Genomic DNA, 17,878 nt, shown 5'->3' on the forward strand with positions numbered 1-17,878 from the left:
ACGTCACCAGCACTACCAATCATTTATTTTTTTCCGAACGCAGCTGGTGCAAATGCTGACTTATTTCGATAGCGTTATTCGTAAATATCCAATTTATACCTCGGTTTAACTCCCTGTACAAACTGTTTTTGGAATTCACAAAGCCCACTCCTGAAACTTGATTGGCTTCATCTAGTTTTTTTCTTTTCTTGTTGGTTAAAAGTAAATAACTTCCCATTACGCCACCGTAATTTTCCTGGATACTTAACTCACAAAACTGGTTCACGTTATTATGGACGGCTACCAATAATAAGGATTTTCTTGGGAACAGCGTCAAAGAGTCAAAAATAGACGCCTCTAAAGCCAGTAAATGAAAATCTTGGATGGGTGACAATCCCTGTAGAGTGTTCATCAATGAACGCTCATCCTTTATTGGTGATTTTAATTCGATGAACAAATGCAGATCTCTGCTGTACTCGGTGATCACCTCGGCAAGCGAAGGAATTTCTGGAACTAAAGAGCGTAAATCATGAAACGTCAAATCAGTAATAGTCACATCATGACCCCACAGGCGATTGAGGGTTCTATCATGATTCACAACAAAGACACCATCTGCCGTGGCATGTACATCTAATTCGATTCCCCAACACCCGGCGTTTCGTGCCAAATGAAAAGATTCATGAGTGTTTTCGATGATTCCTTTGGTATTATTGTGAGCGCCTCTATGTGCAATGATCTTCGCATGATCAATATGCATTGACTGTGGCTTCTGTCGTGGAACCACAGCAAAGCAACCATCCATCATTTTTTCCGTTAACGTGAGTAACACCTTATAAATCCCTAGCTTTTGATGGTAAAGATTTTCATTTTATGCTGATGGGGATTAAAAGGCAAAATAGAACATCACAACAAAATAGATAAAAATCAACTACACTAGATGTATCAAGAGATTGGGCATTCTTCATAAGTCCTGCGAACCATAACAAGGAGTGTTTAAATGACTGTAACAATAACAAAACATGGAATGGAATTAATAAAAGATTCTCTGCTCAACAAAAATACTGCCTTTAGCACTGAAGAAAGAGATCGGTTTGGATTACATGGCCTGCTTCCCTCAACCGTTGAGAGCCTTGAAGAACAGATTGTTCGGTGCCATGACGCGTATCACTTAAAAGAAACACCCCTAGAAAAACACATCTATTTACGAGCTCTGCAAGATTACAATGAGGTGCTATTTTATCGTTTTATAATTGAAAATCTCGAAGAAATAATGCCCATTATTTACACCCCGGTAGTCGGTTTGGCTTGTGAGCAATTTTCACATATTTATCGGCAACCAAGAGGTCTATTTCTAAGTTACCCAGTTAGGGACAAAATGGATGAGATTATCAAATCGATCGCCTCATCACGAACTATAAGCGTTATCGTCGTCACAGACGGAGAGCGGATACTCGGCTTGGGTGATCAAGGAGCAGGAGGATTAGGGATTCCTATTGGAAAATTATCACTTTATACCAGTTGTGGTGGTATAAAACCATCGGAAACGCTCCCGATCATCCTGGATGTTGGTACCAATAATCAGGAACGCTTAAAGGATCCGGAATACATTGGCTGGCGGCATGAGCGAATCACAGGAAAAGAGTATGACGATTTTGTCGATCAATTTGTCCAAAGCATTAAAAAGCATATGCCCAATGTTTTATTACAGTTTGAAGATTTTGCCCAACAACATGCTTATCCATTACTCGAACGCTATAAAGATCAATTATGTACCTTTAATGATGACATTCAAGGCACCGCTGCGGTAGCTGTCGCAGCGATTATTGCTGCAACGCGTGTTGCTGGTACGCCGTTGAAAGACCAACGCATCGCACTGTTAGGCGCAGGATCTGCAGGTTGTGGAATCAGCGAACAATTAGTACACGCCATGATGAGTCAGGGCTTATCTGAAGCGGAAGCCCGTTCTCGTTTTTATTTAGTTGACAGGAATGGACTGCTTCATGATGGCATGACCGAGCTGTTGCCGTTCCAAAAAGGATTTACTCAACCCTTGGATTCATTAAAAAACTGGAACGTACACAATTTAGAGCAAATCAGCTTAAACGATGTCATCATTAATGCAAAACCAACGATACTTCTCGGTGTGTCTGGACAACCCAAACAATTCACGGAATCGATGATCAAATCAATGGCTGATTATTGCCAAAGACCTATTATATTTCCATTATCAAATCCAACATCCCGTGTAGAGGCTATTCCTGAAGACTTGCTGCATTGGACTTCTGGAACCGCATTAATTGCAACTGGAAGCCCATTTGATCCAATAGAATTGAACGGGCAAAAATTTGATATTGCTCAGTGCAATAATTCATATATATTCCCAGGAGTGGGTTTGGGAGTTGTTGCAGGAAAAGCCAGAAGGGTCACTGATGATATGATGATGGCAGCCGCCATAGCTTTAAGTGAATTAGCACCAGCAGTAGAAACGGGTGTAGGTCGCCTTTTGCCTGAACTGTCATCAATCAGGGAGGTCAGCAGACATATAGCCAAAGCAGTAATCAAACAAGGCATCAAAGAAGGACATATAAGTGCAATGAATGACCCTGAAATTGATAAAGCCATTGATGCAACAATGTGGACGCCCCATTACGAAAGCTATATCTAAAAGGGCTTTAAGACTGTTGGACGGATGGTCTGACAGTCTTTAAAACAACTCCTCAACCGGGATTTAATAAAACCAAAATTCCAGCTCCTCTGTACCTTTTGGTGAGGTAATGCACTTCTGGTATCATGATTAGTGCACAATAGGGCGAGTTGGCGTTATTTTTAGTTTTAACTATTCCATTAGCAGGGCGATCTGTGTAAAAATAATGCTCTGTTACTACCCATTCTTTTGGCCAGTTTCCTATATTATATCAACCTATTAATGAGACCCATTTATGCCCCAAATTACCACTAATCTGAATCGAGCTATTCTTGATTTAAAGAATGGAAAACCTGTTGCCATTCCAACAGAGACCGTTTACGGATTAGCTGCGCTGATCAATAAAGATAAAGCGATTAAAGCAGTTTTTGCCATGAAGAACAGGCCATTGAATCATCCGTTAATTGTTCATATAGCAGAAGATTGGGATTTGAATGAACTGGTAGACGAAATCCCGGAATATGCACAGATATTAATTAATACATTCTGGCCTGGACCTTTAACTCTGGTATTCCGCGGCAAAGAGAACCATATTAACCCCTTAATTACTGGCGGCCAAACCACTATAGCCATAAGATGTCCTGCACACCCGGTTGCCCAAAAACTATTACAAAAACTGAATAGCCCTATAGTTGCTCCATCAGCCAATCCTTTTGGTAAAGTCAGCCCAACAACGGCCTTACATGTAAAGCAATCCTTCAAAGATCAGGAGTTATTAATTTTAGATGGTGGTCGATGCCGCGTTGGCATTGAATCGACTATAGTGGATGCAACCAATCCTGAGACATATCAAATTTTGCGCCACGGGCTCATTGATGAACAAGCGATAGCCGCTGTTGTTCCCTCTCGTTACGCTGCCAAAGAAACCAATATTCGAGTACCCGGCAAATTAGAGAGTCATTATCAACCGCAAAAAAACTTATACTATTTTAAACAATTTGAAAAACTGTCCGGCTTTTGCCAAAGAAGAGAGGGTGATGTTTATGTCATCGCCAGCAAACAACCCGAGGGTGTAGAAGACGAGCTGTTTCATCTTCTGGCAGACAATCCTGAAAAAGCAGCTTATGATTTATATTATCAGCTCAGATATGCTGATTCTTCCAATGCCATCTGCATTGCCATAGAACTTCCTCCAGAAACGAGTGAATGGGAAGGCGTCAGAGAACGAATTTTAAAAGCAGGGTTACCCTACTCAAAATAAAAAAATATTGACATAAGACTCTATTTTGCGTAACGTAGCGCACTATGCCGAGGTGGTGAAATTGGTAGACACGCTAGCTTCAGGTGCTAGTGGGGGCAACCCCGTGGAGGTTCGAGTCCTCTTCTCGGTACCATTGAACTATTTTACAACAGTTCATAATCGTTCAAATTATCACGTAACATCCTGATTTATATTGCATTAACATAGACTTCTTCTTCTCAAATCTTTCTCAACTATTCGTTATTTTTCGCATATAACCGCGAGCACTTAGGGTAAGATCTTGGATAAGATTTATATTCCCCCTCTATTCAAAGTTGCCACTTAGTTGAGGTAACTGTCATGCTTACAGATGCAAAGATTAAATCATTAAAGATAGAAGATGGAAAACGCCATGCTGATCGTGATGGCTTAGTATTAGAGATAAGGCCAAGTGGAAAGAAGGTATTAATCTTTCGTTTTCAATGGGAAAAGAGGCCTCAAACAATCACATTAAGCAATTATCCTAGCTTATCCTTAGCAGAAGCCCGCGTCATCGCAAGTTCACACCATAGTTAACTAGATAATGGGATTGATCCCAGAAAAGGTGATGTTGACGAACAAAAAAAGATCATCTTTCGGGAGGTTGCAGAGCAATGGTATCAAAAAAACACCCATCGATGGAAAGCCGTTACCAGCAATCGCCACTACAAAAGTCTCACTCGTGATATTTATCCTTTTATTGGTGATAGGCCAATTGGTGAAGTAACTAAAGCGGAACTTTTTTGAAATAATCCAACCTCATGAAGCAAAAGGCCATCATGAAGTAACACATCGCTTACATGATAGATTAGAAGCGATTTTTTCATTTGCTGTTAGTGCATCGCTCACCGATAACTATCCTTTTATTGGCTTTAAATGAGCTCTCGCTCCCAAGCCAAGAGTAACTAGTCAACCCGTGCAAATTGATATAAATGAATTCGAGATTGAAAATATCTAAAGCTTGTCAGCTATTGGCAAAAAAATAATATCAGAAATCTCTACTGGAAATATTTTACCAGAGGAAGGCCAAAGATTAATGAGCATGTTGATATGAGCCGAAAACTTGACGAAATTAGCGAGCATTACAAGCTAAGCTAATTTCAATCTCATATTTCCATCGTTCCCATTATTCCAAAGCCGCTTTACTACATTATTGATCTGATGAAATACAAATTTCTTCATTTTATGCTATGATACAACATATGCCTGACTTTTATTAAAACAATAATAACGAGATTTTCTGTGTCTTCTGCTGCATATGATTTTGATGAATTTATAAAAAATTGCTCAAAGAAGCCGCCTAATACATATATTTTGAGAGCTGCTGTAGCAACAGCAAAAACAGATTTTAATCTCAAGACTCAGGCGCAAATTTTGGAGTTTATTGGAAATGATGGACTTGAAAATCCCTATTTGCTGAATGTTAAGCAGTGGGAAAACAATCCGGATCCAAAAATTGTAATAAAAGTGGATGCGTATGGTTTCTATTCTGGTGAAAAACATGGCTATATTGCATTTTTTTTTCAACCAGCCACAGGGAAATGGGTTATTAAATCGTTCAAGAATAATCTATTACCTGATACAAGAAACTCCGTATTTCGTGATGCATTTAGTAAATTAAAAAAGTGAAGTTCATGCGGAGAAACTCATGAATATGGATAAAAATCAATGCCCAGCTTGTGGGGCTACAGAAATGACTCGTTACGAGAATAAAACGTTTGATCAATTAACTCTCGGTAATAAATTTTTCTATGATGAAATCTATTACAAATGTAACTCTTGTTCTGAAGAGGGTGATTTCCTATCAGAAACAGATCAAAACTATATAAGCGCTCAAAAGAATGCCCAACTAGACATGATTAAAGAAATTCTTGATGGCTTTAATAGATCAAATATTTCAATGGCAATGTTAGAGCGTGTATTTGAGCTCCCAGCAAGAACTTTAACTCGATGGAAAAATGGAGATTTTTCTTCGAGTGGGCTTGCATTACTTCGGGTATTAGCAACATTTCCTTGGATAATAAGTGTTGCTGAGCATAAATTTAATTCGACTTTTACAAGTTCCGCGATAATCAAAGCAGCAATTCAAGAGTTCGAGCAAGGAGCCAGCAAGGCATTAAATCCACCTGTGGCCATTACAGCTTTAGAAAGAGAAAGTAGTGGGTTAATTACTAAATTTGCTCGTGATGAGAGTAGGAATACTGGTGTAAATGAACCGCAAGTAAAATATTATGTAGGAAGATAGATGAAAATAATTGATGCAATTTTTTGCGAAGATATTAGATTTGAATTAAATAACAAACTTTCTTTAATGGGATTATATAGCGATCAAATAATATTCCAAACTAATGGAAGTGCTGCCGCTGAAATTCAATGGCCGATAGCCACCACTCTCGCCTTGCTCCTACGATTTAAAATAGAAAAAAATGAAAAACACCCTGATCAATTTAAGTTTGAGTATTTAATTGAAAATAGCCCGCTTATTAATATTAGCGGCCAAATCAATATGGATAAAAAACAATCTACGATCAGCATAGCATTGTTAACTCCGCAACTTCCTCTAAGGCCAGGAAATCTAGGGTTTTCTATTCAGTTACTTGAAGGGAGTGAGTCTGTTTTTTCTTATGAGAATAATGCTGCTATAGAAATTGCTACCAATTAGCCCTAAAAATCAAAATCATTTTTTGTATATGTGTGTGTATTCTTATTACTGCCACTCGGTATTATGTTATTGCTCTTCATCCACATAAGAGCTTTTAACAATCTAGTTTTGTCAAATCGCTTTTTTCTTGGGTGCCATTGTTCATAAAATTCATAAATAATTATTTCATCAGTTATATTTCTATTTTCGATTAACAAGTCGTTCCAACAGGCAAATAATGTTACTAAAATTTCAGACTGCTCTGTATCCAACTTTTTAAAATATAATATTATTTTTTTTATATCCTCGAGTTTATTCTTAAATACTTTGTATGATTTTGACAAAAGAGAGTCAAAATTTGTATCTGGTTGGTAATTGATTAATTTACTCAAACCAGTATGGGTTTTGAAATAATGGTACCTTTCGCCAATGGCTTCAATGCCTATTTTTTTGTTATATAAAAATCTACTATCCAAGGGACCTGCAGCATTTCTATAATATTTAGCATTTAAGTCCAAGTTATTATATACGTCACTAATATATAGAATTTTAGCCAATTTTGTACGACCTAAATTTTTATCTCCTTTGAGGGTATCAAGAATAATTGCGGTTAATGCAATTCGTTTCTCTAATATTTTATCAAAATCTGTTTCAATAGGATTATCTTTGATTTTGTCACTTTCGTATTCAGAATGAGCATCATTTTCCAGAGCATTATTATTTTGATAATTGGCGAAATAATTAAGTCCATTACTATCCAATAAATACTCATAAAACTGCGCTTTAACTTTTTTAAGCAACTCTTTAGATTTTCTATATAGCGCAAGTAAGGCCTGATCATTTTCAACCTCAGCATATTCCTTTATTTGTATTAAACCAGATGTCCTTCGTAAAAATCCGTTTTCGACAAAATATGGTTTAGTAAAGGTTGCACATTTCTCAGCATTATTATCGAACCGTTTTGACCATTCTTTATAAAGTTCATAAATAGCCATTACCAATAAATCAGGCAAGCTATCTTCATTTTTACTAAATATGGGTGACATTACCGTAGACCAGAAAGAATCCTCATTATTTGGACATAATGGGCTGGTAATGTGCAGCTCGGGTAGATCTTTAATTGGATTATTACTTGGAAAAAATGTCTCCACGCACTCATTATCTGCTAAACCAATAGAAAAAATATATTTAGTAACTAAATTATCATTTTGCTCGGTTATATGAGGTGCCCAAAGCTCAATAGCATCAACCCACATCGGAAACCCAGTTTGAGCTATCGTTTTTCCTAATGCAAACCAAAAAAATGTCTTTTTGGCTGAATCTAAATCAAAAGCACAATAGCTTTTTACAGGGGTTGGGCCGGAGCAACATCGAATTTTTCTGTAGTCCATAAATGCAGTGTCTAATCTAAACCAAGGAAATCCAACCGGCCTCTTTTAACTCGACATGGAGTAAGATCATCCATAAATCCAATGAACTTACCATTAGCATCACCATAGGCTTTTTTATTTGCCATTCTATGGTCATTCTCTGGGAGACCTCCAACATTCATTTGTCCAATTTCAGCCACTCGTCTATCTCTTTTAAAATCCAGCATTTTCTGCCCAGCCCATTCCCTAATGGATTTTAAATGCTTAGAAGTTAAAGAAACAAAAATAGATCTTTTATCATTAATAATAGACTTACATAAATCATCTAAAATTGTGGAATCATTTTTTTCATTAATAGGCCATGGCATTTCTTGTAATTTTTTCTTTTCCACCCAAGTTAAATCACATAGCAAAACGTTACGTTTCACAGCATTGCTTTGTTTAATTTTATTTCTATATTTCCAAATGGTAAATGCTATAGGAAATTTTCCCTTAACATCAAAAAACTCCTTACTGTTAAATAGAAGGCCACCTTGAAAATCAAAAGATTCAGTAATGATGTTTTGTATCTTTTCAAAGGAGAGTCTATCTGTGAGCCATGATGACTTTGTAAATACGAGCAACAAAGAATCTTCTGGTAAACCACTATCTGGAGCTTGATCACAAATCAATTTCATCTGCGCAAGAAAGCAATTGTATCGCTCTGTAGCTGCTTCCTTCCCTATGAGCAATAAAATATCAGGATGAATTTGATATTCTACTGAACTAGCAGATTGGTCATCATCACCCCGATAGGGCGGATTGCATAAAAATGCTATCGGCTTGTTTACATCTTTTCCCGGTAAATAACTTTTTAAAATATCTAAATACTCAACTGCTGAATGAGTTAAAAAATTTAATCCTTTTCCTTCGGAAATTCTGGGTATAACAGTATATTTACCATAATGCCAAGCATCGCCCTTCATTCTGTTTTCAACAGTAAAGAGGAGTTCTGGTTCAATTTCACTTACAATTTTATGTCTTAGCTGTAATGGTGCTCGCCAATTCGTCACCAAGTTACCACTTCCACAAGCAGGATCTATTACTAGATAATCCTCACCTAAATTTGATATTGATTGTTTAACGTACCATAAGACAAATTTTGATAGTGACAAATCGGTAAAAAATATTCCATGTTTAATCCTAAAATCCCTATCTACCGAATCTAGTGCTCTATCATATTTAGCAAAAAAATCATCGATGTTCTCATCTTTACGCAAATGAATATAATATTTTTCCACAAACTCTTTAAATTTTGCACTCTTTCTTGGATTCAAATTATTAATGACTTCACCACGAAGAGATGCCATCTCGGGCGATTTTTTACTAAACTCAACAACGGATTCTTTTGTCCAACCAAAAATCATACTATAAAATGCTGAGACAGCTTTTATAGGATTTATAAAATAATCAACCATCTCTTTTAATATTTTGGTAAAATCATCTGTGGTTATTTTTAGCCGTGTTTTCCTAGAATCCTTTAATGTTTTTTCAAAAAGTTTAATTTCCCTTAAAACCTGATCTGTATCTAAACTAAATATTCCAGTTAACCCTTCTCCTCTCCAAAGTGCCTTGTTAAAAATTGTTCGCGCCTGAGTTTCATATTTTTTGGCTAATTGAACTCCTATTTTACTGGCAGCATCTTGACTCAAGTATATTTCATCTACAATTTGATCAGGAATATCTTTAACATCCCAAACAGCTAATAAGTTATGAGTTGCAACCACTATTAAGGTCACATCTAGATGTCGTTTATAAGCGAGTCCCTGAATTAATCCCTTGAACCAATCTTGTTGTTTGCTTTTTAATTCAAGAATAAAATGACCTGGGACGTAACCATCTGCATCGTTTGCTTGTGTTTCGCATTTAAATTGAGGGTACATTTCTCTAAAATAATTTCTGATAAGATCTGCATTTCCTCTCTCATCAGGGGAAGAAAGGTATTCAATTAATCCATTAATGTGCTTGGAAAACTTAGTAACCAGCATTTGTACGCCAAATAAAGTGATATGTATTGCTTATCGGCTTATATGGGAAGTTCTTGAATGGATCATTATCCTGCTTTTAACGATGGTGATAAAAGTACTTGCTATACTAGAATCCATACTTAATATTTCTTATCCTTTCATATCAGTTCAAATCCGCTATCATACGCCACCGTGGGTAAGCTTTAAGTCCTTATTATTAAAACCAATAAAATCAATACATTACAAAGAGGTTTGAGTCCTCTTCTCGGTACCATTGTTTCAGTTCAAAACAGTTCAATTGAGTATATAACTCCCTGATTTATATCGTATCTCGCATAATCATATTAATTAATGTCAGCCAATAGTGTTTGTGATTGAAATTAAAGCCGCCTACAACTGGTTGAGCATGATCCAGATTGGGGAGTAGTACATGATTAATGTTGGGCCAAATTAAATCATTCAAGAAAAATTGGCCATCATGAGCGCATGCAGGACGAATCTCATTTAGGCGCTCATGGAATGAATCAAGCCACAGGGTTGGTTGTACAGACCAGGACACGGTTTGAATCACCGGAAAATTAAATTGCTGTTTTTCTACTGTCTTGATGAGCTTAGGCCATACTCTTGATGTGAGTTCTTCTCCACCCACTCTAGCCCTGATAGCAGACAACATCACCCTTTGCATTTTTTCAGATAAAGAACGGTACCATGAATAATTTGTTTTTTGGTGTTCCCCGTGCAAAATGCTTTCCAAAACAGAAGAAGAGCCATAGGCAGTCTGAGACATGATTATCGCGTTTGTTTTATCGCGAATGTCTTCATGTTCAGTTAATAAACTCAAACATTCCAATCCGCCTCGACTGTGGGCACAGAAAATAAAATGTTCCCGGTTTTGACGATGCTTTAATTGCCGATACATCATCTGAACATTGTCTTTGCAGGAGCCCCCTGCTGTTTGTTTCATTATAATCGAGTCGTAACCTAATCGTTTTAATAAATGAGCAGGCTCTTTAAGACTTTTTAGCAAGTAGCTGCCTAAATAACCTCTGACAAAGACAATCGTGACGTTTTTGTTTAATCCATCAAGTCTTTTTTCCAAACTCTTCAATCCCAAATTCCAAATATCACAAAACTGGTGTGTGATGTTTTGGGAAGCAGGCAGCTTCAGGTCAGGTGTGCTTGGAAAATGACTCAAATAATTATCAAATCCTTCCGGTTTCCATGGTTCTTTAAAAGCCATCAGAAGTATCTCTTCTCTAACTTAGATACATCTTGAGGAAAAAGGACGGGTGGACGAAACACTAGAAGATAACGATACCAAAGGGGCTGTGTTTCTTCTTGATTACTTTTTCGATAGAGCTCTTGCCATGGCATTGCCGGGTGGCGGTGATGAGTCAGGTTGTAATTGAAATTAAGAAACAATGCTCTGATCAACCAGGGCGCTCTGAGATTATAAGCACCCTCAACGACATGAATGGGAGTGTGCAAATGATAGACCCATTGCAAAGTAGACCACGAAAAAGCAAATGCACCATAAGCCAACAATAAAGTCGTCCCATGCCAAGGGCCAAAAAAAACAACTAAAGCCCAAAAAACAAACAAACATCCTCCTTCAACGCGCATACGCAACCAATCAGCACGGTTAAATTCCTCAAACGCGGCAGAATAAGTATTAAATCGTTTATCACGAGCTATTTTTTCAGCAAATGAATAGGGAATAAAAGGCGTTATCATCGGGAACAGGAAACACAAAAACCAAATTCCCCCTAAAATGGCAAAATAATATCGTCCTATTTTCCCCCATTTACTTTCATCATCGTGAATGAATTCTGCTCTCTCAGCTTCGGTACGGTTTCGGCGATGATGCCCCCAATGCTGTACCCTTAAGAAAGTGGCTGAAGTGCCAAAAAGAGTAGAGGAAAGGCATCCTATTAAATAATTCAATTGTTTATTGTGGTGGGCATTTCGATGACAAAATTCATGCACCATTGTAAAAACCCCTTGCATGAGCATACAAAATAAAAATACTGCGATTCCCCGTACAGCTAAAGGTAAGGAATGCTGATCAATGGTATTCAATAGAAAAAACCAGGCCACAATTTGCAGAGATATCACAACCAAATTCATCGAGCTATAGCGCCCTAAAGAATCGTATTGCGGCTCAACAGAGCTTACCTCATCGATGCCTCCTACCTTGTAAGTTCCCTTCATTTTATTTATTTACACTCCATATATGTTGTATTAATGCTTTTCCTGGGCGCTGTTCCGCGTTGGCAAACCTCTTTGGCAACTCATCCCAACTGATATTGCTCTTGCGATGATGCTCTTGATGATAATTAATGTTGTAAGGCCAAATAAAAAACGTGCCCAACCAACTTGGCGCCCATGAACAGCTACCAGAATCTGTATCAGTTGTTCTTTGTGTATGTTCCGCAAAGCTGCGAATCTTCTGCAGCAATTGGGTGACCGTTAAATAAGGTAGAAACCATAAAAATAAGACCTGCATTATTGCTGTCGGCCAATAGTGATAACCGAAGCCAATCACTGCGAAAAGGAACATAAACTGAATATAGAGGTCGTTATAATATTGGGTAACAGGCAGATTTATATCTTTATTACTGGAAATTCGATCTTTAATAAAAAGCCACAACATCCTGAGAGAATTCCAAAGCAATAAATCACCTAATATCTGTTTAAGCAATAAACGGGTGCTCAGTGCTTGATAGTTCCATGGCTGATGTCGATATAAGTACCGCTTTTCTGGATCATTTTCAGTTCCCAAATGCTGGTGATGGCTAAAATGTAACGAACGATATCCGTGAACCGGCATAAAAAAAGGGACTCCAGCAAAGCAGTTAATAATAAAGTCATTTAAACGCTTATTTGAGGAAATCAGGTAATGCACTGCATCATGGTAAAGTGCTAATAAGGCATGTTGCCGAGACGCGATAAAGATGATTCCCAATGTAAAAATCGCAGGATGCCAATATCTTATGATGAGCGTCATCGCCAATGCAATCAGTGATATCTCGGTCACTAATGCCCCAAGGGTTCGGACATTTAACAATTTTTTTTGTTTTTTTGCGTATAAGTAATACATTGCGGTCAATACAACAAAGGCAGCCAACAGAATTCCAGAAACCACGTCCAAAACAAAATGCTGCTTGGTCAGTAAAGTTGACAAGGCCAGCAAACAAAACCAAACGAAGTAAAAAACAGAAATTTTGCGCCAAAACGAGGTGACTTCTGGTGGCCTTTTTTGACCAGCAATCATAAACGCACCGAGGGCGATGGATAATGGAAGTGCCACATGCCCGGAGGGAAAAGCACACAAAATAGTGTCTTTAGATTGTAAATAAGCTAAAAAAGAATGTTCTGGAGCCAAAATTCGCTCAAACAATCGGGTTGGAACGAGAGTGTAGATCAGAACATTAATTACCCCACAAGCCATAGCACTATAAAATACTGAAGAAAAACCTGGCTTACCTCTGGCAACCAAAATTAAAACAGGAAGCAGGAAAAAATAACTCAAGTATATATAAACTGAATGCGGAATCATGGGGATGTATTGGTCAAAAATCAATTCATTAATTACAAAAGGTTCATAAATGGGATGATGCGATGCCAATGAATAAAGAATCCCCGTTATCAGCGTATATATAAGAAAATAAATGGCGTATTTCATAGCGTGGCAACCTCCACATAAGGCACACGATCATCCAGGTCTTCATGGTTATCGTAATCGACCAAAAAAAGGCGTCCAGCATAGGGAATGCCAGGAAACTCAGCAAGAAGCGAGGCACGTTCATCACGCTCATGTATTCCAGTTACTAAATGAGTGAACCCCTGACTTCTGGCGCGCTGCAAACAAGCACGGAGCAAAACTCGATGATCCTCGATGCTGTCAGAGGCCACAAAAGCCATGTACACGCTCTTAATATGCTGTCCCGCCTTGGGAAGGCCATAAGACAAAAAATGGTTAAGCATTGGTCTTAACCACCGATAATACCCGCCATAATGAATCGGAACTGTCTGGCGAAATGAGCCTTGATCCCACAGGGCAGCTACCGCTTTTATTTTAGATCCTTGCCTTAAAATTAAAAAATCGTCCACTTTAAAATTTGGAAATTTTCCAGATGTAAAATCAGACTCGGAGTAATAGGGGGCTAATTGCTGTTTATTTTCATTCAGTTTCGCACAAATCTCTGGTAGCGTATTCAAAGAACCACGCTCCAATTCAGGACAACGCTTTAACTTCCTCATAGTAAATAATAATGGGGTCAAGACTCTGCCATAATCGCGAAATCGGGGAAATCCTTTGTAATTTGAGGCAAGAGAAGTTAGTGCGCGCTTATTATCGTCACCAATGACGACGGTATAATAGGGTATTGGATTGTCTTGATGAAGTTTTTTTAAAAAACGATTGGCTTGCAACAAAGCAAATCCATTTCGTGATGACTTGGCAATTCGAAAATCGGCCAGATATCCTGTTTCTTGTACCTGACCATTGACCTGACTTAAACGTGTAGCACGTATACCTGATACTTTGATTGTCCCATCTGTGGTGCCAACAAAAGTCTGTACCTTGTCGCCTTGAGTTTTACCGATATTAAAGTAATTGGGTTCTCGTGCAAAAACCAGATCTACAGCCCCCTCCATTGGAGTTTTCCAAAGATGTCTTCTGAGCAAAGCTTCTTCATCAGGTCCTGCCAAATCAAATTTCATGAGCGATTCTCTCTGCTAAATCAATTGAATGAACCAAGGCTCGAGGCTTGACATCTCCTGGCCGTTGTCCCGCCCTCACGCAAGCGTCATAATAGCGTTGAGGCAAATCCGGGCAGTAACGAGATTGAACCGGAGCAAGTTGCCCCAACTGACGACAATAGTTGTAATGAAAAGATTCTTGTAATGCGTCTTCAATTTTATTGGCTAATTCCGAGTCATGAATACCTTGATGATACAGAGAATAACCCGGTGTTTCCCCCCATTGAGGTAGCAACAGAAAAAATGAATCATCTGGAAGATGCTTATCAAAAACACTTTGCACAAAACGTTCAGATAATTTTTCCCCACACAGATCACTCATTGCGTCACCTCGCCCTTTAAATTGAATACATAGAGGGGCTGTAACTTCAACTACATCACCCAAGGCATACCGTACAAGACCGTTCCCACTTGTTAACATGACTTTGTATTGGCCTCCAACAGTTAGTTCATCCGCCAGATAGCAACGATCATTATCATCTACAAACTCCAAAAAATGGGAGGTTAAGGCAATTACAGGATCTGGTTGTTCAAACAAAGGAATGCTAATCACCCCTTCTGTGGCCATTAAGCCCTTAAATTGTATTTCTATTCCGGGAAATAGTATTTTTAATTCCGGAATAAATCGCTTCGCAGCAGCATCCCCCCAGCAACTGATAATTTTTAAATCTGGCCATAAATCCTGAGGACACATCCCTTTTGGTAAATACTGCATTAATGAAATCAGAAAAGAAGGGCTCCACACTGAAATAAATCGTAAATCCCTGTACCCGGCAAGTTGTTGGATACTCTTGTTTTGCCAATCATCCAGGGGTAATTGTGACACAGCTTCAGATGTCATCGCCAGGTTAGGCCCGATGAGGCGTTGAGAAAACCTGCCTAAATACTCGCTATCATCAGTGATGCCTATGGGTATATTACCCTCTGTGTATTGTTTTGTTCTAAGCATGGGGCTAATTGACCAATATTGGGTTCCTTTCATTAATTCAGGTCTATTCGTGAACAAATCATACATCCAGGCAGAAATCGATCTCCTGAACTCATTTAGAAAGCATTGATTATAAGGAATATATTTTACAGGCCCCGAAGATCCTGAGCTTGTTTCAAAAAACAGGGTTTTATCCTTACTCAGCACATTACTCTGACCTTTTTTAATCGCTTCAACAGGTAATTCAAAGTCTTCATAATCCTGTTTAGGTACCCGATCGCGAAACTCTGCAACGCTTTTTATGGATGCATATCCATATTTTTTACCAAACTGGGTATGTTGGTTACGCTGCAAAAAATCCATTAAAATTCGCTCTTGGGTTTCACGAGGTTCCAGCATCGCCCGTTTAAATTGTTTCGCGGCAGGTGCATTCATCCGTGTCCACAAGTAATGGCGTACAAATTTTTTATACATTGGAAACATCACTCTCTTTTTTGAAACAATAGGTTTGTTTGACCTTTTGTAAAGCCGCCTGGGCTGCTCCCAAATTATTTTCAAATGAAAATTCTGTGAGGCAAACTAATTCGTCACCTGACATATATCCGGGATTTTTTCCAAGGAAAAAGGCAACATGAGGATTTTTAAGCTTTCTTTCCGGGGGCTGAGCAATTGATTCGTGCAAACACTCTCGAGGCACAAGGGGACGAACTAATCCATTCGAATATTCATCAGGAAATTTAATCCGCCCCAGCGTATCGATAAGTTGAGTCTCAAAAGGGGGCGTTTTTTTATCATATCGAGGATAAAATTCTTTATAAAATAAAGGTAAAAACATATAAGTTCGATAACCGCTGGAAATGAGATACCAATATAAAGGAACATCCGGTTCTGATAGTTTTAAATAAGCCATGAAATGACTCCAGGTTTTAGAGAGAACCCCTGAGCCCCAAAAATCTTTTTCAATGATAGTATTACCACTGAATACAGCACGAACGGGTTTACCTTGAAACACCAAATCGTACAGCATCATGGTTGTAAAGCCTTGAATGGTGCGGTCGTGATCTTTCATTAACAAGACCCATTGTTTTTCATTGAGATCCTTATCAAAAGTCTCTCTATCTGTTTTAGAATAATATTTTATGAAAATTTCATACAATCGTTGTCGCGAGTTGTGATCGCACTGCTCGACCAACTCAACAGAACCGAGTAATTTTCCTTCTTCTATATTTATTTCTGATATCATAAATTTAACTCTCTTTCGAACACACTAATGGCCTCGTTGTCATCAAGAGTTCCATCAGCTGCATTCTTTCTTAGCGATATAATGTGTCGACCTAACAAATCCGCATTGGTGTGTAAAAATTGCGGGCCGAAACGTTCCGTTTGTTGTCCTATTTTTTTTAAAAGGCGTACATCCTGGAGAATAACGTGTCGACAATACGCGCGAAGGATGGGTTTACATAACATTTTTGGCAATGGTAAATTCCAGGCAATATGAGTGGTCACGTTGACGATACCGTCATCTTGCCTGGTGCACTGAGAAGTAATGAGAAAAGCTCTATTATTTGAAAAGGTATAGTCCACCCGAGATATGGACGGCAAATAAAATGCATCGGTATGGCGCATTTGAGTGCCTTTGGGGAAAAACAATCGGGGACCAATTCCGGTGAGTACCGGCTCATTCAAAAATTCAGCTTTCACAGAATGTGAATCTTTTGTTATACGTGCTTTTACCGCTGTAAAACCACCCTTCCTAAATAAACCGGGATGGACGTATACAGTATGCGGAACATCTAAAAAATTTTCTAAACAGGCAACAACAGACGCTTCAAATTGGGTATGCATAAAGAAATGCCCCCATCCTTTTTCACCGTAAAATGGAAAAGAAAAGGGAGGGGATTTAGGGGGTGAATGACCAATGTATACCCAAATATGTTCTTCTTGCTCGAGGGTGGGAAAACTGTCTATGGATAAGGTTTTGGATTTAAGGGGCTCATGGTCGCATAAAGCCGGCTGGGAAACGACTTCTCCTTTACCATTATATCGCCATCCATGATAAGGACATTCAAGTGTTCCCTGTTTGACGCATCCATTTGACAGCTTCATCCCCCTGTGTAAACAGTGATCAACCAAGGCCTGTACGTGCCCGATTTCATCTCGGAATAAAACTAAGGTTTTTCCTTCAACAACACGACGGATAGGGGCTTTTTTGACTTGCTTTGAGGTTGCTGCAATATACCAACCATCGAGAAAAACATCCATTTACA

The 17,878-nt window shown here is 38.4% G+C and carries 16 protein-coding genes and 1 tRNA gene; 7 read left to right on the forward strand and 10 right to left on the reverse strand.

Annotated elements, in window-relative coordinates; genetic code table 11:
- Positions 1 to 19 precede the first annotated feature (19 nt).
- Positions 20 to 808 (reverse strand): glycerophosphodiester phosphodiesterase family protein, encoded by a 789-nt coding sequence (locus ELY21_RS00395; protein ID WP_127105837.1) that lies wholly within the window; start codon positions 806 to 808, stop codon positions 20 to 22.
- Positions 809 to 976: 168 nt separating this feature from the next.
- On the opposite strand from ELY21_RS00395, the gene ELY21_RS00400 reads away from it, so the two are divergent.
- The 7 genes from ELY21_RS00400 to ELY21_RS00430 all read left to right on the forward strand — a co-directional run bounded on the left by ELY21_RS00400 (position 977) and on the right by ELY21_RS00430 (position 6,564).
- Entirely contained in the window at positions 977 to 2,644 is a 1,668-nt protein-coding gene (locus tag ELY21_RS00400) for an NAD-dependent malic enzyme (RefSeq protein ID WP_127105839.1), read from the forward strand.
- 274 nt (positions 2,645 to 2,918) lie between these two features.
- A complete protein-coding gene (locus tag ELY21_RS00405; protein WP_127105841.1) occupies positions 2,919 to 3,884 on the forward strand; it encodes an L-threonylcarbamoyladenylate synthase in 966 nt (321 codons plus the stop codon).
- A 46-nt stretch (positions 3,885 to 3,930) separates the two neighbouring features.
- A tRNA-Leu gene (locus ELY21_RS00410) sits at positions 3,931 to 4,017 on the forward strand.
- Positions 4,018 to 4,223: 206 nt separating this feature from the next.
- A complete protein-coding gene (locus tag ELY21_RS00415) occupies positions 4,224 to 4,439 on the forward strand; it encodes an Arm DNA-binding domain-containing protein (protein WP_127105843.1) in 216 nt (71 codons plus the stop codon).
- Between the two features lie 705 nt (positions 4,440 to 5,144).
- Complete coding sequence (locus tag ELY21_RS00420) at positions 5,145 to 5,531, forward strand: hypothetical protein (protein ID WP_127105845.1); 387 nt, start codon at positions 5,145 to 5,147, stop codon at positions 5,529 to 5,531.
- Between the two features lie 19 nt (positions 5,532 to 5,550).
- A complete protein-coding gene (locus ELY21_RS00425) occupies positions 5,551 to 6,147 on the forward strand; it encodes a hypothetical protein (RefSeq protein ID WP_127105847.1) in 597 nt (198 codons plus the stop codon).
- On the forward strand, positions 6,148 to 6,564 hold the full coding sequence (locus ELY21_RS00430; RefSeq protein WP_127105850.1) for a hypothetical protein: 417 nt from the start codon (positions 6,148 to 6,150) through the stop codon (positions 6,562 to 6,564).
- 2 nt (positions 6,565 to 6,566) lie between these two features.
- Here the strand turns inward: ELY21_RS00430 and ELY21_RS00435 are convergent, their stop codons facing one another.
- The 9 genes from ELY21_RS00435 to ELY21_RS00475 form a co-directional block, all read right to left on the reverse strand.
- Positions 6,567 to 7,934, reverse strand: a complete 1,368-nt coding sequence (locus ELY21_RS00435; protein WP_127105852.1) for a hypothetical protein — start codon at positions 7,932 to 7,934, stop codon at positions 6,567 to 6,569.
- Positions 7,935 to 7,945: 11 nt separating this feature from the next.
- On the reverse strand, positions 7,946 to 9,940 hold the full coding sequence (locus ELY21_RS00440) for a hypothetical protein (RefSeq protein WP_127105857.1): 1,995 nt from the start codon (positions 9,938 to 9,940) through the stop codon (positions 7,946 to 7,948).
- A gap of 298 nt (positions 9,941 to 10,238) precedes the next feature.
- The gene (locus ELY21_RS00445) at positions 10,239 to 11,159 is read right to left on the reverse strand and encodes a hypothetical protein (RefSeq protein ID WP_127105859.1); all 921 of its coding nucleotides are present in this window, start codon (positions 11,157 to 11,159) and stop codon (positions 10,239 to 10,241) included.
- Positions 11,159 to 12,130, reverse strand: coding sequence for a fatty acid desaturase (locus ELY21_RS00450; RefSeq protein WP_127105861.1), 972 nt, complete (start codon positions 12,128 to 12,130; stop codon positions 11,159 to 11,161). The genes ELY21_RS00445 and ELY21_RS00450 overlap by 1 nt, the downstream gene beginning before the upstream one ends.
- A 1-nt stretch (position 12,131) precedes the next feature.
- On the reverse strand, positions 12,132 to 13,604 hold the full coding sequence (locus tag ELY21_RS00455) for a fatty acid desaturase (RefSeq protein ID WP_127105863.1): 1,473 nt from the start codon (positions 13,602 to 13,604) through the stop codon (positions 12,132 to 12,134).
- Positions 13,601 to 14,644, reverse strand: coding sequence for a hypothetical protein (locus ELY21_RS00460; protein ID WP_127105865.1), 1,044 nt, complete (start codon positions 14,642 to 14,644; stop codon positions 13,601 to 13,603). The genes ELY21_RS00455 and ELY21_RS00460 overlap by 4 nt, the downstream gene beginning before the upstream one ends.
- Positions 14,634 to 16,085, reverse strand: a complete 1,452-nt coding sequence (locus ELY21_RS00465; protein WP_158618487.1) for a GH3 auxin-responsive promoter family protein — start codon at positions 16,083 to 16,085, stop codon at positions 14,634 to 14,636. Before ELY21_RS00465 ends, ELY21_RS00460 begins: the two co-directional genes overlap by 11 nt.
- Positions 16,078 to 16,854, reverse strand: a complete 777-nt coding sequence (locus ELY21_RS00470; RefSeq protein WP_127105869.1) for a hypothetical protein — start codon at positions 16,852 to 16,854, stop codon at positions 16,078 to 16,080. Before ELY21_RS00470 ends, ELY21_RS00465 begins: the two co-directional genes overlap by 8 nt.
- Positions 16,851 to 17,873, reverse strand: a complete 1,023-nt coding sequence (locus tag ELY21_RS00475; protein ID WP_127105871.1) for a Rieske 2Fe-2S domain-containing protein — start codon at positions 17,871 to 17,873, stop codon at positions 16,851 to 16,853. Before ELY21_RS00475 ends, ELY21_RS00470 begins: the two co-directional genes overlap by 4 nt.
- Between the last annotated feature and the right edge of the window lie 5 nt (positions 17,874 to 17,878).

The sequence above is a fragment of the Legionella sp. km535 genome (genome assembly GCF_003990085.1).
In the GTDB taxonomy this organism is placed as follows: Bacteria; Pseudomonadota; Gammaproteobacteria; order Legionellales; family Legionellaceae; genus Legionella; species Legionella moravica.

Excerpts from the sequence above, each read along its gene's own strand:
- ELY21_RS00400 (WP_127105839.1), top strand. The coding sequence starts at position 977 with ATGACTGTAACAATAACAAAACATGGAATGGAATTAATAAAAGATTCT.
- ELY21_RS00405 (WP_127105841.1), top strand. The coding sequence starts at position 2,919 with ATGCCCCAAATTACCACTAATCTGAATCGAGCTATTCTTGATTTAAAG.
- ELY21_RS00415 (WP_127105843.1), top strand. The coding sequence starts at position 4,224 with ATGCTTACAGATGCAAAGATTAAATCATTAAAGATAGAAGATGGAAAA.
- ELY21_RS00425 (WP_127105847.1), top strand. The coding sequence starts at position 5,551 with ATGAATATGGATAAAAATCAATGCCCAGCTTGTGGGGCTACAGAAATG.
- ELY21_RS00430 (WP_127105850.1), top strand. The coding sequence starts at position 6,148 with ATGAAAATAATTGATGCAATTTTTTGCGAAGATATTAGATTTGAATTA.
- ELY21_RS00435 (WP_127105852.1), bottom strand. The coding sequence starts at position 7,934 with ATGGACTACAGAAAAATTCGATGTTGCTCCGGCCCAACCCCTGTAAAA.
- ELY21_RS00440 (WP_127105857.1), bottom strand. The coding sequence starts at position 9,940 with ATGCTGGTTACTAAGTTTTCCAAGCACATTAATGGATTAATTGAATAC.
- ELY21_RS00445 (WP_127105859.1), bottom strand. The coding sequence starts at position 11,159 with ATGGCTTTTAAAGAACCATGGAAACCGGAAGGATTTGATAATTATTTG.
- ELY21_RS00450 (WP_127105861.1), bottom strand. The coding sequence starts at position 12,130 with ATGAAGGGAACTTACAAGGTAGGAGGCATCGATGAGGTAAGCTCTGTT.
- ELY21_RS00455 (WP_127105863.1), bottom strand. The coding sequence starts at position 13,604 with ATGAAATACGCCATTTATTTTCTTATATATACGCTGATAACGGGGATT.
- ELY21_RS00460 (WP_127105865.1), bottom strand. The coding sequence starts at position 14,644 with ATGAAATTTGATTTGGCAGGACCTGATGAAGAAGCTTTGCTCAGAAGA.
- ELY21_RS00465 (WP_158618487.1), bottom strand. The coding sequence starts at position 16,085 with ATGTATAAAAAATTTGTACGCCATTACTTGTGGACACGGATGAATGCA.
- ELY21_RS00470 (WP_127105869.1), bottom strand. The coding sequence starts at position 16,854 with ATGATATCAGAAATAAATATAGAAGAAGGAAAATTACTCGGTTCTGTT.
- ELY21_RS00475 (WP_127105871.1), bottom strand. The coding sequence starts at position 17,873 with ATGGATGTTTTTCTCGATGGTTGGTATATTGCAGCAACCTCAAAGCAA.